16 protein-coding genes are annotated in these 17373 nt (G+C 33.4%); all 16 read left to right on the top strand.

The genetic code is table 11. From position 1 onward, the window contains the following. The first annotated feature begins 34 nt into the window (after positions 1 to 34). The 16 genes from LEPBI_RS19385 to LEPBI_RS09845 all read left to right on the top strand — a co-directional run bounded on the left by LEPBI_RS19385 (position 35) and on the right by LEPBI_RS09845 (position 16749). Positions 35 to 910, top strand: a complete 876-nt coding sequence (locus tag LEPBI_RS19385) for an MBOAT family O-acyltransferase (RefSeq protein WP_012388980.1) — start codon at positions 35 to 37, stop codon at positions 908 to 910. Beyond that, positions 856 to 1407, top strand: coding sequence for an MBOAT family O-acyltransferase (locus tag LEPBI_RS19465; protein WP_081431664.1), 552 nt, complete (start codon positions 856 to 858; stop codon positions 1405 to 1407). The genes LEPBI_RS19385 and LEPBI_RS19465 overlap by 55 nt, the downstream gene beginning before the upstream one ends. After that, complete coding sequence (locus LEPBI_RS09910) at positions 1407 to 2447, top strand: alginate O-acetyltransferase AlgX-related protein (RefSeq protein ID WP_012388978.1); 1041 nt, start codon at positions 1407 to 1409, stop codon at positions 2445 to 2447. Before LEPBI_RS19465 ends, LEPBI_RS09910 begins: the two co-directional genes overlap by 1 nt. Positions 2448 to 2488: 41 nt before the next feature. Further along, complete coding sequence (locus LEPBI_RS09905) at positions 2489 to 3475, top strand: phosphoglycerate dehydrogenase (RefSeq protein WP_012388977.1); 987 nt, start codon at positions 2489 to 2491, stop codon at positions 3473 to 3475. Positions 3476 to 3576: 101 nt separating this feature from the next. After that, complete coding sequence (locus tag LEPBI_RS09900) at positions 3577 to 4755, top strand: hypothetical protein (RefSeq protein WP_226992743.1); 1179 nt, start codon at positions 3577 to 3579, stop codon at positions 4753 to 4755. A 6-nt stretch (positions 4756 to 4761) separates the two neighbouring features. After that, a complete protein-coding gene (locus LEPBI_RS09895) occupies positions 4762 to 5673 on the top strand; it encodes a glycosyltransferase family 2 protein (protein WP_012388975.1) in 912 nt (303 codons plus the stop codon). 7 nt (positions 5674 to 5680) lie between these two features. Beyond that, positions 5681 to 5908, top strand: coding sequence for a hypothetical protein (locus tag LEPBI_RS09890; RefSeq protein WP_012388974.1), 228 nt, complete (start codon positions 5681 to 5683; stop codon positions 5906 to 5908). Next, complete coding sequence (locus LEPBI_RS09885; RefSeq protein WP_012476301.1) at positions 5892 to 7196, top strand: glycosyltransferase family 4 protein; 1305 nt, start codon at positions 5892 to 5894, stop codon at positions 7194 to 7196. The genes LEPBI_RS09890 and LEPBI_RS09885 overlap by 17 nt, the downstream gene beginning before the upstream one ends. Next, complete coding sequence (locus LEPBI_RS09880) at positions 7180 to 8400, top strand: glycosyltransferase family 4 protein (RefSeq protein ID WP_012388972.1); 1221 nt, start codon at positions 7180 to 7182, stop codon at positions 8398 to 8400. Before LEPBI_RS09885 ends, LEPBI_RS09880 begins: the two co-directional genes overlap by 17 nt. After that, the gene (locus LEPBI_RS09875; RefSeq protein WP_012388971.1) at positions 8390 to 9319 is read left to right on the top strand and encodes a glycosyltransferase family 2 protein; all 930 of its coding nucleotides are present in this window, start codon (positions 8390 to 8392) and stop codon (positions 9317 to 9319) included. The genes LEPBI_RS09880 and LEPBI_RS09875 overlap by 11 nt, the downstream gene beginning before the upstream one ends. Further along, positions 9316 to 10440 carry a UDP-galactopyranose mutase gene (glf, locus tag LEPBI_RS09870; RefSeq protein WP_012388970.1) on the top strand — a complete coding sequence of 375 codons (1125 nt, stop codon included), beginning with the start codon at positions 9316 to 9318 and terminating at the stop codon, positions 10438 to 10440. The genes LEPBI_RS09875 and glf overlap by 4 nt, the downstream gene beginning before the upstream one ends. Before the next feature lie 54 nt (positions 10441 to 10494). Then, positions 10495 to 11259: a glycosyltransferase family 2 protein gene (locus LEPBI_RS09865; protein WP_012388969.1), complete on the top strand. Its 765-nt coding sequence runs from the start codon at positions 10495 to 10497 to the stop codon at positions 11257 to 11259. A gap of 70 nt (positions 11260 to 11329) precedes the next feature. Next, positions 11330 to 12124, top strand: a complete 795-nt coding sequence (locus tag LEPBI_RS09860; protein WP_012476300.1) for a glycosyltransferase family 2 protein — start codon at positions 11330 to 11332, stop codon at positions 12122 to 12124. Between the two features lie 4 nt (positions 12125 to 12128). Beyond that, positions 12129 to 14075, top strand: a complete 1947-nt coding sequence (locus LEPBI_RS09855) for an O-antigen ligase family protein (RefSeq protein ID WP_012388967.1) — start codon at positions 12129 to 12131, stop codon at positions 14073 to 14075. Beyond that, entirely contained in the window at positions 14072 to 15211 is a 1140-nt protein-coding gene (locus tag LEPBI_RS09850; RefSeq protein WP_012388966.1) for a glycosyltransferase family 2 protein, read from the top strand. The genes LEPBI_RS09855 and LEPBI_RS09850 overlap by 4 nt, the downstream gene beginning before the upstream one ends. A gap of 2 nt (positions 15212 to 15213) precedes the next feature. After that, positions 15214 to 16749, top strand: a complete 1536-nt coding sequence (locus tag LEPBI_RS09845) for an LA_3751/LA_3752 family putative glycosyltransferase (protein ID WP_012388965.1) — start codon at positions 15214 to 15216, stop codon at positions 16747 to 16749. Positions 16750 to 17373 lie beyond the last annotated feature (624 nt).

The raw sequence follows: 17373 nt of genomic DNA, 5'->3' as shown, positions 1-17373 counted from the left end.
ATAATACAGGAATTCAGGTTGCTTTAAGTCCCTTATGATATTCAGTTCACCCTTATTTCTGTTTTTATTCTTTCCTTTGGTATATTTATTTTACAGTGTTGTTTCGAATCGTTATAAGTTATTAACCTTACTTTTTGCTAGCATTATATTTTATTATTGGGGGGAGCGAGTTTATATTGTTGTCATTTTCTTTTCAATTCTTATTAATTATTTTTTTGCCCAATTGATCGAAGTTTCTAAGAGAAGTCGAGGTTATTTAATATTAGGAATATTAGCCAATCTTTCATTAATCATATATTTTAAATACTCATACTTCTTGCTATCATCTCTTAATTCCTTTATCGAATTGAATTTGGAAGTTAAGGAAGTTCATTTGCCTCTAGGAATATCTTTTTTTACCTTTCAAGGAATATCATACTTAGTTGACGTCTACCGTAAGGATATTTTTGCCGATCGTAGTTTCTTAAGATTTTCTTTTTATATTTCATTTTTTCCGCAATTGATTGCAGGGCCGATAGTTCGCTATACTGAGGTTTTTCATTCTTTAAATAAACTTAATTCAAGTTTAGATGATAAAATCGAAGGTATAACTACATTTATTTGGGGACTCGCGAAGAAGGTAGTCATAGCGAATACCTTAGGTTTGTATGCAGACGAAGTTTTAAATTCACCCACTTATGAGTTTGGGTCTGGAGTTGCATGGTTAGCCATTTTCTCTTATAGCTTTCAAATCTATTTTGATTTTTCTGGTTATTCAGATATGGCGATTGGACTTGGTCTAATCTTTGGGATTAGGTTCCCTAAGAATTTCAATCATCCCTATAGCGCGTTAAGTTTTCAGGATTTTTGGCGTCGATGGCATATATCCCCCTCTCTACTTGGTTTCGAGATTATTTATATATTCCGCTAGGCGGTAATCGGGTATCACAATATAAACAATCTTTTAATCTATTGGTTGTGTTTATTTTTTGTGGTTTCTGGCATGGTGCGAGCTGGAATTTTTTAATTTGGGGACTCTTTCATGGTTTTTTTCTCATTTTGGAAAGAACACGGTTTAGTAATGCATTCAACTTGATTCCAACTTTTTTGAAGCTACTCATAACGTTTGGATTAGTTAATGTAGGATGGGTGTTCTTTAGAATTGAAACTACAACAGATGCTTTCGATTTTTTTGAGGTGATGTTTGGCAAGAACGGCTTACAGCAGAATCAAATTATTTCAAGCTTTGATTTAAGATGGGTTTTGTGTATAGTAATCGCTATCTTTTTTTCCCGAAGTTGGAATTTCTACAGTCGATTGAACGAGATCCCAATTTTAAAGAATATGTTTGTAGTTGTTGTTTTTATCGTAACGATTATTTGTTTGTTAGCAAATAATTATAATCCTTTTATCTATTTCAGGTTTTAATGAAGAGAATCTTTTTAAATTTTGTATTTTTTATGCTCTTCTTTCCTGTGATTAATCTGGGATTAGGGATTGTTGGAGACATTCAATCGACGGAAAAAGCAAATGAAGTAACGATTGATGAAATTGTAAAAGCTGATTTTGATAATCGTTTTATTTTGATTGAATCTTATTTTGAGAAAAGATTTCCCGCCAGAAATTGGATTATCCAAAAATACAATTACTTCGTATGGTTTCTTCTGGATTCAAGTCCAAAACGAAGGGTGGTTCGTGGTTTAGAGGATTGGTTATACATATTTTGGGGTCAATCTCCAAACGGCAGAGATTATTCGTTTAAGAAAAAGGAATTTGAAATACACAAAATTGGTGTAGAAAAGTTACGACAGTTTTGTACGCATAAAGGAATCAAATTCTATTCGGCAGTGGTTCCAGAGAAATTCAATATTTACCCTGAATATTTAAAGCCTGATGATTTCTCAACCATCAAACGTGATAAATATTTCAAAATACATGAAGAATATCGGAAATCAAAAAATCCTACAATTTTTTTTCATGAAGAATTGTTTTTAACGAAACCATTAAGAAATGTTTATTATAAAACGGATACCCATTGGAATAGTAATGGTGCCTTCATTGCTTCTAAAAAGGTTATTTCAATAATCAAGCAAGATTTTCCGAATCTTAGTGAATTGCGTGAATCAGATTTTGATCTCGTGCAGGTCCAATCGAAAGGGAAAGACCTGGGTGATTTTCTTTCTCTTGGTGATTACTTGAAGGACGATGAATTTCTATATATTTCAAAAAAAAATGAAAAAGGAAAAGTAGCTGATTTACATATAGTTGTCATACATGACTCGTATTTTTATCCTATGCACACTTTTTTCAACCAAAGGTTCACAAAAGTTGATGCCTTTAATTTTGTTCAAAATGAGAATATGGATCCTTTGGTGAATATTTTAAATTCAAAGCCAGATATTGTTCTCTTTATCACACTGGAAAGACATATTGGAAATTTTGATAATAGAGTATTTTCGATTTTATGATGAGCCGAAAAATTGTTTAAGAATAATGATGGAATAGAATCGTGAATATTTTTATCTCTACCTATCCCTTTGGAAAATACGATCCGCGACCTATTGATCTTTTAAGGAAAAGCGGGATTCGTTTTACAATCAATCCACTTGGTAGAAAGCTAACTGCAGAGGAAATATTAGAATTTGCAAAAGATTCTGATGGAATCATTGCAGGTACTGAAAATTTAGATTTACTCGTAAATGAATCGAGAAATTTAAAAATGATTTCTCGTGTCGGAATTGGATTGGATTCGGTGCCTTTAAAAATGTGCAAAGGGAAAGGAATTCGCGTATCCTATACACCTGATGCTGTGACACTTGCTGTCGCAGAATTAGTCGTTGGAATGATGGTTACCTTACCTAGGCAAGTGGTATATGCTGATCGAGAATTGCGAAGGGAAGGTTGGTCCCGGCCTGTCGGTTTGAGTATTCAATCCTCGACAATAGGCATTGTTGGATTTGGGAGAGTGGGTCAAAAAATTGTACGAATATTAAGTAGTTTTAAACCCAGAAAGATTTTTATACATGATATCGTTGATAAGACTAGTGAGATCTCTGAGTTAAGAAAACTTGCCTTAGATATCGAACAAGTTTCCTTTCAAAAATTGCTTAAAAGTTCTGATCTTGTTAGTCTCCATGTACCTTTAACACCGCAAACAAGAAATTTAATTAGCAATCCGGAATTGAAAAAGATGAACCAAGCTGCATACTTATTCAATTTCGCAAGAGGAGGGATTGTAAATGAAGAGGACGTTTATCAGTATTTAAAAAAAGGACATCTTGCAGGTATGGCTATTGATGTTTACGAAAAAGAACCATACAAAGGTAAGCTGACTGAGCTTGAAAATGTAGTTCTCACACAACATATGGGATCCTGTTCTTTTGATTGTCGATTGGAAATGGAAACTCAGGCAACAGAAGAGTTAATTCGTTATTTTCGAAACCAACCTTTACTCAGTGAAGTACCATATTTCGAAGTCGAGAATTCGCATCAGTGAAAAACTTAAATCTTAATAAACATTACTATACGAACCTACTTCCTTCATCAATGCTTAGAAATATTTTTCGACATTCCTATTTTATTCTTTTATTCGTTTTGATGTCAGTTATCTATTTTGTTGCTCGTCCAATGGTAACTTTGGACTCCTATTGGGTGATTCCTACAAGTTTAAGCTTATTGAATGAAGGGAATTTTGATTTAGATGAATATAGGAATTATGGACTTGAGGAATCTTATGCAGCAATTCGCATGGAGAATCACTATTTTAATTATTTTCCATATGGAATAAGCATATTGATCACACCAATTGTTTCAGTTTTAAATCTATTTTTTAAAGAAGCACTTTTTTTTAAGTATCATGCTCATTTAGAAAAGTTATGTGCTTCTATATTAATTCTTTTTTCGCTTTCTATTTTGTATAAATTATCTACTCATTTTCTATCGAATCGAATGGCAGCGATCTTGGTATTTGTGATTGGACTCGGTACACCATTGTTGTCTTCTGGAAGCCGGGCACTCTGGCAACATTCTGGTAGTGTTTTGTTACTTTCACTAGCATTGTTATTGTTGGTATCGAAAAAGCAAACCAAAGTTAGTATCACTTTCCTTGGGGTGATATTAGTCTTTGCTTATGTAGTTAGACCAACGAATATTATACCGTTGGTTTCCATTTCATTTTTTGTATTCTATCTTTATCCAGTTCAAAGATTAAACTATTTAAGTTCATTTTTAATTTCATTTTGCATTTTTTTTCTTATCAATTATTTCACTTTCGGAGAAATTTTTCATCCTTATTATCAATCGAATCGGTTGAGTTTTGATTGGGATGTGTTTCGAATCGCTTTATTAGGAAACCTTTTCAGTCCGAATAGGGGTATTTTTATATGGTCACCTGTTTTACTCATTATTTTTCTTACATTTTTTATTTCGATCCGATATAAGCTCATTGCTCTCCTCTGTGTATCTATAATTATTCTACATTCACTTGCGATATCTATGTTTCCACATTGGTGGGGCGGTCATTCCGTTGGGCCAAGGTTTTTTACTGATATCATTCCCTTTTTTGTTTTGATTTTGTCTTTAGTTTGGAAGAAATTTCGAAAAAATCATTTGTTTACTCTTACTTTTTTAATATTAGCAACAATATCTATGTCAATTCACATATCTGCTTTATTTTCTAAAAGAACCCAACTTTGGAACATCAGAGGTGGAGATGTAAACGAATTCCCCGAAAGAATTTGGGATTGGAATAAACCTCAATTTTTTCCATTTGAATAACAACCAATGAGCCAAATCAGTAAAAACCAAATTGTATCCATTGTCACACCATCTTACAACCAAGGTGAGTTTATTGATCGAACCATAAGTTCCATTCTTTCTCAGGAAGGTTCATTCTATTTGGATTTGATCGTGATGGATGGTGGATCAAAAGACGATTCGGTAGCTCGAATTAGGTATTATGCTGATCTACTTCAAAATGCCGAGAAAAGAGGAATCTACCAAGATCTGATATTTCGAAAGCTGACTGGAGATACTGCGTTTTTGACGAATTGCCTTGGGATTAGTTATCGTTGGTTTTCGGAAAAAGACAATGGGCAAACTCATGCAATCAATAAAGGTTGGAAGTTAGCGAATGGTTCCATCATCGCATGGTTGAATTCGGATGATATCTATTTACCGTCAGCCATAAACAAAGCATTCACTGCTCTAATAGAAAATGACAGTTTAGCTTTGTATGGAGTAGGTTTGCATATCGATAAGGAAGATCGATTCCTTGAGTTTTATCCTGTTGAATCGTTTTCTAATGAACGTTTGATCGATTATTGTATCATCTGCCAACCAACTGTCTTTTTAAAATCAGAAGTTCTTAATAAAGTTGGTTATCTCAATGAATCACTTGGTTATTGTATGGACTACGAATATTGGTTAAGAATATCGCAAACAAATTCATTTATATTTTTGCCAGAGGTTCTTGCATGCACTCGAATCCATGAAAATACAAAAACCAGTCAAAATTTAAATGTACATCGTGAAATTGTTCAAATGCAGAAGAGTGTGGTAGGAAAAACATCCGATCATTGGTTGTTTCACTATTCTCAATATTTAATGAAGGACCGGTTTCCAAAAATGAAACATTCTTTTCTGTTGAAACTTGTCGTTAGGTTCTATTATTATTATCTAAAATATTTTTTATAATAAAGCTATGGAAAACAAAGAATACATAAAAAAAATAGCGCATCTTCCTTATGGTGAAGTGTTGGTTCAGATATTTGAACTGACAGGTCATCAAATCAATCGTGCTATTTGTTATAATGAACACACTAAGAAAGCTTATTTGATACACGAATTAGCCGATTTCTCATATCTGAAGTCACAAGCAGACAACCAAAGTTCTGAAAAAGAGTTCAAACAACTTGAAAATTATTTATGATATCTCTGTCCTTGCTTGGTCTATAAAAAGTAATAAAGCAAAAACAGGTATCTTCCGTGTGATTGAGAATGTTTTGTTTCAGTTATTGAAAGATCCATCTGTGGAACTTCACTTAAGTTCAATACATGGTAATATTTGTGATGTGCGAGAATATTTAAAGAATCATGGTATCCACCTTGAGGAACGTAAATTGTTATTCCCCAAAGATCCTTCTCCCAGAAAGGATTTTTTATTTAAATACTACCAATGGTTCTTAAATCGACTGGATTGGAGAAATTTTCCGCTTCTATCGAAATGGCTTAAATCGATATTTTGTTTATTAGTAGATCCATTGCTTTTTCTATTGGGATTGAATGAGTATCTTCGCCCGATTCCTACCAATTTGTTATCTATAGAATGTATCTTTCATAGTACGTTTTTGCCGATACCAAGTTATATATTAAAATCAAACATCAGAAAGATCATTTCAATTTACGATGTGATTTCCCTTCAGTATCCAGAATACTTTCAAGGCAATCAAGATGAAGTTGTTTGGAAACTCATTCGCGATTTAAAAAAAACTGATTCTGTGATTACAATTTCAGAATATAGTAAAAAAGACATTCTGTTATGTTCGGATTCGATAAAAGAAAATCAAATTTTTGTCACCCCACTGGCAGCGTCGAAAATCTTTTTTAAGGAGACATTTGACCAAAAGATAATCGATGTATTAACAAAGTTTGGATTAAAACGAGGACGATACATACTAAGCGTTGCCACTTTGGAACCTCGAAAAAATTTAAAGAATACGATCCAGGCTTTTTTTGCAATGAAGTGTTTACCAAAGAATCCAGATTTAAAATTGGTATTAATTGGTGGAAAAGGTTGGGGACCGGAAAAAGAAAATTTACTGGGAGACCTTTCAAAAGAAGAGCAGAGTCGAATCGTTTTTGTAGGATTTGTATCGGATGAATTATTAGCCTCTATTTATACCGGCTCCCAATTTTTTGTATATATGTCATTTTACGAAGGTTTTGGTTTGCCACCACTTGAAGCGATGCAATGCGGCGTGCCAGTTTTAGTTTCCAACACTTCCTCCTTACCGGAGGTAGTGGGGGACACAGGTATGTATGCCAGTCCTCATGATATAACAGAAATTTCTCGCGGAATGGAAAACTATATAGAAAATAAAGCACTAAGAGAAGAGATGGCACATCGTTCGTTAGAGCGAGTAGGGGAATTTACTTGGGAAAAAACTGCTTCGCTAACGAAACAAGTGTATCAGAGATTGTATGAAAATAATCATTGACCATCAAATTTTTTTTCAAAACAAATTCGGTGGTATTTCCAAAATTTTTATCGAAGTAGTTCGTCGATTAAAGGAAAAAAATATAGAATTGCAAACATCTGTAGGAATTGAAGAATATTCAAAAGGGATTTTAATCGATCATTCGACAGATAGACAAATCAATCTTCCTGGTTTCTTCACCCTCTATAGCGTTTTTCTAGTCATCCAAAAATTATATACTTTTTTTGGATATCCTATGCCTGAATTTCTATTAAAACGAGAGCGAGGCATTTATAAATTCAGTTTACGTAAACAAATTGATCAATTGAATGAAAGAGTTTGTCATGAGCTCTTAAGTAACGAATTTACAGTATTCCATCCAACGTATTTTCAATTTTATTTTGAAGATTCCGTAAGAAATAGCAAAACAAAAATGGTTCTGACAGTGTATGACTGTGTCCATGAATTGTTTCCTGAATATTATGGAAGGTCGAATTTTATATTAAAGAACAGAAAATCTTTGTGTGAGCTTGCGGATCATATCATCTGTATTTCTAATACTACAAAGGCAGACCTTTTGCGTTTGTATCCATCAATTTCAATGAATAAAGTATCGGTTATCTATTTAGCCGGTGATTTATCTACGGAAAAGGTTGTAGAATCTAATTTGCCATTCAAAGATTATTTATTGTTTGTTGGCAATCGATCCGATTACAAAAATTTCTCAGTATTACTCAATGCATTTTCTTTGTTGCAAGAAGAGAATCCTAGACAGGTAAATTTGTTATGTGTGGGTGGAGGAAACTTTTCATATTGGGAACGGAAATTGATTGATCGACTTGGTCTTTCTAGTTATGTTCACTGGAAACCGATTCTTTCCGATTCCCAACTAGCTTCTTACTATCGAAATGCTTCCATTTTTATTTACCCTTCGCTTTATGAAGGATTTGGAATTCCTTTACTTGAGTCTATGTCTGTAGGTTGCCCTGTTCTATGTAGTCACATTGATGTCTTTCGAGAGGTGGCTTGTGAAGCTGCTATTTATTTTGATCCAAAGGATCCAATGGATTTAAAAAACAAAATTATAGAAATATTGAGTGAAAATCAAGTTAAAGAGAAACTGATCGAAAATGGGTTCAATCGAGTGAAGCATTTTTCCTGGGATCAATGTGCCGATGAACATATACAGTTGTATGAATCCTTAACACAATCAAATGCAAAATAAGAAACCTTTAGTATCCATCATAACAGTTGTTCGCAATGCTGAAGACACAATTGTTCGAACGATCCGTTCCGCCTTAATCCAAAAAAATGTTAACTTTGAAGTATTGGTATGGGATGGTTTGAGTTCTGACCACACAGTCGATAAAATTAAAACTTTCGGAGATCAAATTCGGTTCTTTTCAGGAAAGGATACGGGCGTATACGATGCCATGAATCGAGCTTTGCCGTTAGCCAATGGAAAATGGATTTTGTTTTTAAATGCCGATGATTATTTTTTACACCCACTTGCACTTGAAAAATTAGTTTTATCCACATTGGATTCAAAAGTAGATTATGTATGTGGCGAGGCCAAAATGTTTTTTGGATTGAAGCGTTGGAAACCAAAAACCCTTACAGATTTTGATTTTTTGATTGGGAATCCTTCCAATCACCAAGCGTATTTGTGTAAAAAAGAAATTTATACCAAGTTAAAAGGATTTAACACGGATTATAGATATTCTGCTGATGTAGATTTTATGTTTCGCGTGATTCAGAAAGGTTACATTGGGAAAAAAATCCAAGATTCAATTGTGCATTACTCCTTAGGTGGCTTGTCTACTAAAAATGTTGGAAAAGGAGTCTCTGAATTAGAGTCCATCATGGCTCATTTTCTACATTCTGATTTGGAATTTGCACGTGAAGCTAGATTAGTTTTCCATGAAGGGAAATTACCAAGAGAAACGTTTTTAGAAAAATTAATTTCTATGAAACTTTCAGATTCTCAATGGAAGATGATAATACTTTTTTTAGGAAAAAAAGTAAGTTATGAATCTACCTCTGGTCTGATGAAGATATTTTATTATTATAAATCGATTGGAATCAAAATGTTCAAAAGGATTGTGTTTTTGATTCTAAGTTTATTACCAAAACGGGTTTTATGAAAAAAGTATTAATAGTCGGAGCAGGTTTTTCTGGTGCTGTCGTAGCAAATACACTCGCAAAAACAGGAAAATATCAAATCGAAGTTGTGGATGAAAGAAATCACATTGGTGGTAATTGTTTTACTGAACGTGATTCGGTAACGAATGTGATGGTACATAAGTACGGACCGCATATATTTCATACAAGCAATGAAAAAGTTTGGAACTACGTAAACTCATTTGGTTCATTTCGACCATTTGTGAATCGCGTCAAATCGATTTATAAAGGCGAAGTATATTCCTTGCCGATTAACTTACATACAATCAATCAATTTTATGGAAAATCATTCGGACCTGCAGAAGCTAAAAAGTGGATCGAATCTCAAGGTGATGTATCCATTACTGATCCCAAAACATTCGAAGAACAAGCAAAAAAGTTTGTAGGAGAAAAGTTATACAAAGCCTTCTTTTATGGATATACGAAGAAACAGTGGGGGACTGAACCTCGGAATTTGCCCGCTTCCATATTGAAACGTTTGCCTGTTCGATTTAATTATGACGACAATTATTATAATGATGTATTCCAGGGAATTCCGAAAGAAGGTTACACTGCAATCATCCAAAAGATGTTAGAGCACGCGAATGTACAGGTAAAATTAGGGAATCACTTTTCGGGAGAAAAAGATAAAAATTCCGAGTATCATCACATTTTTTATACAGGACCGATTGACGCCTACTTTTCATTTCGTTTCGGACGGTTAGGTTATCGGACTGTATATTTCAAAGAGTACAGAGCAGATGGAGATTTCCAAGGAAACGCTGTCATCAATTATGCGGAGGAAGAAGTTCCCTATACAAGAGTGCACGAGCATAAACATTTTACCCCTTGGGAAGATCATAAAGCAACAATTTACTTTGAGGAGTATAGTAAGGAAACGGATGCAGAAGATATTCCTTACTATCCAAAACGTTTGGAAGAAGATATGGAAATATTGAAACAATATGAGTCAGAAGTTCAAAAATTGACCAATGTCACTTTCCTTGGACGACTTGCAACTTATCGTTATTTAGACATGCATCATATTATCGAAGAAGCTCTCGATTCAGCCGAAAAATTTTTAGCAAAAGAGGGTCAGTCTTAAATCAGACTTTTCTTTTTGTCGACTGATTCAAATCTGGATTAGGAATCATTCATCATGCCTAAAGTGTCAGTCATCATGCCTGCGTACAATGCAGCCTCTTATTTGGAAGAATCTGTAAATTCGTTATTAAGCCAGTCGTACAAAGATTGGGAACTATTGATCATTGATGACTGTTCTAAGGATCATACTTTAGATGTGGCAAAAAACATTGCAAAGAAAGACAAAAGAATCCGTGTGATTCCCAAAGAAAAAAATTCTGGCTCTGCAGATACACGGAATCAAGGGATTGAACTTGCAAGTGGCGAATACATTGCTTTTTTGGATGCAGATGATTTATGGGAATCTAATTTTTTAGATAAAATGATCCCATTTATGGAGGAGAACAAATCTTCTTTCTCTTTCTCATCCTATCGAATTATTGACGAAAATGGATTTGAGTTCTGCGAACCATTTTTAGTTGAACAAAAGTCATTTTCATATAGAAATTTATTACATTATAATCGGGTTGGTTTGCTGACAGCAATTTACCATATTCCCACAGTGGGAAAAAAATACTTTGATCCGTCTCTCAAAAGCCTGCGAGATGACTATGCACTTTGGTTGGATATATTACGCGATGGTCGAGTCGCCTTTGCCAATTCTGAAATTCTTGCTCGATATAGAGTGAGAAGGGGTGCCGCAACATCTAACAAGAAAAAAGTGATGATTGCACATTTCAAAATGTTGCGAAATCGTGAGAACCTTAATATTTTTTACGCATTGTTACTTACGATCATCCACGGACTATTAGGACTTCGCAAATATCGTATCAAATCGTAATGTGGACTCACGATTCTGAACGAATTGGCGCTTGACTTCCTTTCCAATCTAGTATTCTTAGATATTAGTTATGGTCGCCAGACGGAATCTCGGTAGTTCAAAAAAAACAGTCAAAACCTCTCTCATCATTCCTGTTTACAACGAATCAGCTCATTTGGAGGAGTTTCTTCAAAAGATTGATTCTCTAACATTACCCACCTCCAAAGAACTGGTTTTTATCGATGATGCTTCGAGAGACCAATCTCTTATAATCCTTCAGAATTTCAAATTTCGATCTGAATTCAAAATCCTGGCACAGGAAAAGAACCAAGGTAAGGGCGCTGCCCTGCACCGTGGGATTGACGAGGCCACCGGTGACATTCTCATCATTCAGGATGCTGATTTCGAATATGACATGGAAGAAATTCCAGTGCTCATTGAACCCATTGCGAAGGAAAAAGCGGATGTAGTATTCGGGTCCCGATTTAAGAAAGATGGAAGACAAGTGCATCGAACCTTTCATTATCTAATCAATCGGATTCTAACCATACTATCTAATTTTTTAAGTGGTCTATACTTAACAGATATGGAAACATGTTATAAAGTTTTCCGTGCCGATATTCTTAAAAATATAATTTTAGAATCGAAACGATTTGGATTCGAACCTGAAATCACAGCTAAAGTGGCAAGGCTCAAGATTCGTGTACAAGAATTTCCTATTTCTTACTATCCGAGAAATTATTTAGAAGGAAAAAAAATAACTTGGAAGGATGGGATTGCAGCAATTCGGCATATTATCCATTTCAACATCTTTGCAAATAAGAGAGATTTTTTCAAAAAAACTCTTCCAGAAAAGTACATTCCGAAGACAGCCAATTGGTTATAAACCAATGAAAAGGTTTTTCCCTTTTTTAATTGATGCGTTTCTATTGTTTGGAATTTCTTTTTTATTCCAATCTTATACGAATCAAAAAAATTTCCGGATTGATATCCTTGGAATTAGCATTTTTTCATTTATTTTATACACGGCAATTCGATGGAAATCATTCAAAGAGAATCCCTTTCCATTTTGGACCTTATTCCTCACTGTTTTATTACTTAGTTTTGTTTTTCTTAAGATCGCAGAGTATGATCCCATCCAACTTTTTCCTCAAAAACTTGGAATCAAAATAATTGCGCTGACCTGGATTCTGTTTTTACTTTTTTCTTTTCATTTCGTATCAACAGAAACTTTTTTGATTCTTGCACCCTTTTTGGCTGTTGTGCCTGTCATTTCCTTTGTGGATTTTATGGCATATCCCTCGATTCCGATCGCTATTGCACTTTTTTTAACGATGAGAGATCCAAAAAATTTGGATCTAAAGAATTCAAAAACAATTTTTCTTTTATCGATTCTCGTAATTTTTGCGATCATAGTAAGAGATTGGTGGGATGACTTTGCTTTACAAAGAGCTGTATTACTTTTAGAGGCATTTTTATTTTATTGTGTCATTAAAAAATGGGATAGATCGCAAGTGATTTATCTTTTGAAAGCAATACTCCTATTTTTTCTACTAAATTCTCTTTCTATCTATTTTGGGATTTTTAAAGATCCGAATTTCCAAGTTACTTCATATCATGAGGAAATTTATTTAATTCCTGTAAGTTTACTTGCTTCTAATTCACTTTTAATGATCATGATTTCAATGATGCTCTGGTTTGAAACGAATCAGAGTCGATTGGAGCGAGGATTTTACGTTCTCGTTTTATTAGCTTCTTTAATCTGGTTCGGAATTACGGTATCTCGAAATTCAATTGGATCTTTTCTCTTATTTTTACTTTTGGTGATTTTTTTAATCCAAAAGCCTAAAAATAAACGGCTAGTTTCCTATTTGATAGTCTTTCTGGTTTTGGGAATCGGTGCGTATTTTTTATTTTATTCAGAAAAATCGATACTAAGCCTTGGTTCCACTTCTGTTCGATTCTCGATTTGGAAATATTATATTTTAGCTACGATTCAGTCAAACCCCCTTTTCGGTTTTGGAATGTATCCAGAAAACAAAATCCCTTTTGTGATAACATCTGGTTTTGATTCGGGCTCTTTATACTATATTAAAGATTACATATATAATTTTGCAAGTTTTCCATTGGCACACAACTTATATATTCAATTTTTCGGATCATTTGGGATTGTGGGGAGTATTACTTTTTTATCGATTCTTTGTTTTAGTTTTCTGAGAAAAGGAACGAGCCTTAAAAAGGCATTAAAAAATAATTTAATGCTCACTCTAATTTTTTTTGTTTGGTTGATTCATGAATTTTATGATTTTAACAGTCTCGAGATATCCAATTTATTTTTACTAATTAGTCTTCTCGTTTTATATAAAGTTCCGGAAAAGAATCAAGAAATATTCAGAAGCAATAATTATAATTTACTCCCTAAAATGATTATTGGTTTTGTTTTGATTTTCTTAACAATTGTTTCGGTTCGATTTGCTTACATTGATCATTATACTTTGAAATACGCAAAATTGGTCACACCGAATAATTTCGAATATTATATTTCCAAAAAAGAAGAATTAAATCAAACACAGGTGAACACTCCGATGTCATTTGCCGAAAATATCTTTTTTGGTAATAAACTGTTTTTTTATCATTATGCAATTGAACAAAACTTTGAATCAAAGTTAAAACTATTAAGATATTGTTTTGATCTGCAGTCTTATCCAGCTATTTGTTATTCAAAATTAAATCAGTTCCAAACTGGGAATCGATATTTCCCGGAATTAAAACCTTATTTCGAATTTTTTTTGGATATGTATGATCCTTTTGCTATATATAAACGAGGCGAATTATGAAAAAAACTACTGTAACGATTGTCATTCCTTGTCTTAATGAAGAACTAACGTTACCTTACGTTTTAAAGAAATTGGTGCAAGTTAAAAAAGAGAATTCAAAGGTCTACGAGATTGAAATCCTCGTTTCTGATAATGGAAGTACCGATAAATCTGTAAGTATCGCTAAGCAATTTGGAGCAAGGGTTGTTCCTGCAAAAGACAGGGGATATGGTGCCGCATTGGATTCTGGAATTCGTAATGCAAAAGGTGAAATCGTAGTTTTTGCAGATGCGGATGACACTTATGATTTTTTGGAAGCTCCATTGTTGATCAACAAACTTGTATCTGGTGATTATGATATGGTGATTGGGTCTCGTTTGGATGGCACCATTTATAATGGAGCAATGCCTTTTTTACATCGTTATTTGGGAACGCCAGTGATCAATTGGATCATCAATTTACTTTATGCGAAAAAAACTAAAATTCGTGATAGTAATTCTGGATTTCGATGTTTTAAGAAAGAAAAATATCTTTCTTGGGAAATCAAAAGTAAAGGTATGGAATTTGCATCAGAATTGTTAATCAAAGCATTAATTCATGATGCAAAAATGGCGCATGTTCCCGTTTCTCTTTCTCCTGATAAAGAAGGAAGAATCCCTCATTTGAAAACATGGAGAGATGGAATGAGACATTTACTCCGTATTTTATTTTATGGACCGCATTTATTTGAAAGGGTTGGTTTTGTTTTTTTTGCGTTTTTTTGGCTCCAATTATTGATCGGTTTTTTCGCTCAGGGTGTGATATCCATCGCTGGATTCAATTTGTACGGAATTCATTCAATGATCTTATTTTCTTTTTTGACCATATTAGGTTTAAGTCTTTGGGGAACTGGACTCCTGATTGCAACTAAACAACCAAGGGTAAGTAAGCTATACCAAAATATTCTAGCAATGGAAGAGGATCGACTTTTTTTTGTATTGATCACTGGATTTGCAATCATTGGGTTAACGCTTGTTTGGTTAATTTTTCAGTGGTATAAATCGGGGTTTGTTTTTATTAATTTTGAACGTGAATTTATTGTAGCTTCCAATATAAGCCTTACATTGTTGATTTTCAGTTTACAGGCTCTTACTGCTCATATTATCAAAAGAGATTAAATGTGAAATTTTATTATCGTTATTTCATTTATTTTCTAATCATTTTAGTTCCGGTTTTCTTTCGATTGAAGTGGAATGATGCTTCTGTTTTTATTTCGAGTGATCCACAAATAAAATACTACCAAGTCATTGGTGTAATCGAAGGAAACAGCCCGGAAAGTTGTTATTTCCCTGCAAAAAAATTAGGTTTTCCTTTGGAAATGATTCCTATAGGATACCCGTGGGCATTTTTTTTAGAAAATGGGAAATGTGTATTCCAATATCCTGTTTTATTTGTTTGGATTCAAAAGATCTTTGGTTTTTTGTTTTCAAATCTGAGTCTCACCTACATTCCAATATTTTTCTTTTTTCTAAATTTTTTAATTTTAGATAAGATCATTCAGGAATTTGAAAACCGTTCGTCCATTATTTTAATTGCATCAATTCTAATACAATGTTTCTCTCCAATTTTTTTATCTGCTTTGGACTATTCGGAACTAACGCTTACAAATTTTTTCCTATTAGTTTCCGTTTATTCCTATTTGAAATTTCAAACCAAAGCGAATGCTTTTTTTGGATTATTATTGGCACTCTGTGTTGTTCTTAATTTTCAATTACGTCCTGAATCGACGATTACTCTTTTGTTTTTTTTGAGTGCTTCGTATCTTTTATCCAATCATAAGTTAGAATTACTAAAACAATTGATACCGTATATTTGTTTGGCAATTTTACTGCAAGTTCTCTTTTTCTATTGGAATCATTCGATTTATGGTCACGTTTTGGGAATGCGCGGGTTGAATACCTTCAATGACATCGGATCTGATGATATGAAAAGGAATTATCTTGTAGAATGGATTGCTGATTTGTGGGGAAATGAATTTAAGATTGGAATTTTTAAAGGTTATCCGATCCTTTTTCTTTCACCTTTGGCTCTCATTTGGAAAAAGAAATCAGAAGAGCTCTTTCCATTTTTCATCGCAGGACTATTTTTTATCATTTTACTTCCGATTCTTTCCCCGTACCGAGCAGGTGTTGATATTTTTGGTATGCGATATTATGAAAGTGGAGTTTATTTAATCTTAATCGCTACAGTTCTCACTCTGTTGAAACATTCTCCAAAACTTGTATCATTTTTTGTCATTTTACCTTTTCTCTATTTTTCTTACAAATCTGATACAAGAGCCACAAAACAGTGGTCATCTTCTTCTAAGTTGTATCATGAAATGGTATCTGAAATTCAAAAAGTTAAACCAGATTTAATTGTTCATAGAGGTTTGTCTTTATCTTATCTAATGGGTGATACTTACATTACATATCCACAAGTTGCTGTTTATTCAAATGGAGATTGGCTAAAATTAGAAGAGATTCTGAAAGACAAAAAAATCAGTGTTCTTTTTTTACAATGGGAAGGCAATCGATTGGTGAATGATGAATTCCCAAGCAAAATTTGGAAGGAAAAGTTTGATATCAATTTCCAATTAAAACCTAACGAATATCAGGTAACTTCTGAGCATAAAATTGCACATTTCCAAGGTTTTCTTTTGGAGAAGAAAAGGTGAAAATCGAGAGGGAACGCATAAAAAATTGGAAGATAGAAATTTTAACCTACTTATTGATTTCAATTGGCATTTTTTTACGACTCTTTTCTATTGATCGACAAAGTTTATGGACAGATGAATTATATTCTGTATATGCATCTTCGATTCAGAATTGGTCTGAATTTTGGGTTTATTTGGCAGATGATCCTCATCCTCCTTTATTTCAAATTTTACTTCGACTTTGGATTCGACTCATCCCAGGAATGAGTGAGATTACAATTAAATTATTTCCTGCAATCATATCCATATTCAACTTAATACTGATAGGTATTTTCACTCGCGCTTGGGATTCAAAGAAACGATTTTTGTTTCTTTGTTTGTTCTCTTTGTCACCAGGCGCAATATATTATGCCCAAGAAGTTCGATCATATAGCCTACTTTTATGTTTATCTTCATTGATTTTGATATTTTTTGAGAAATTGATTTCGGAACCAAAGAAGATTATGCATTTGTGCATATTAAGTGTCCTTTCCGTAACGATTTCTTATGTTCATTTATTCGGATTTATATTCATTGGAAGTTTGTATTTTGTTTGTTTTGTTTATTATTTCTATCATAAAGATCCAATTTCCAAGGTAATATTTT

It is taken from the genome of Leptospira biflexa serovar Patoc strain 'Patoc 1 (Paris)', assembly GCF_000017685.1.
Lineage (GTDB): Bacteria > Spirochaetota > Leptospiria > Leptospirales > Leptospiraceae > Leptospira_A > Leptospira_A biflexa.
This window is presented reverse-complemented; position numbering and strand designations above follow the sequence as displayed.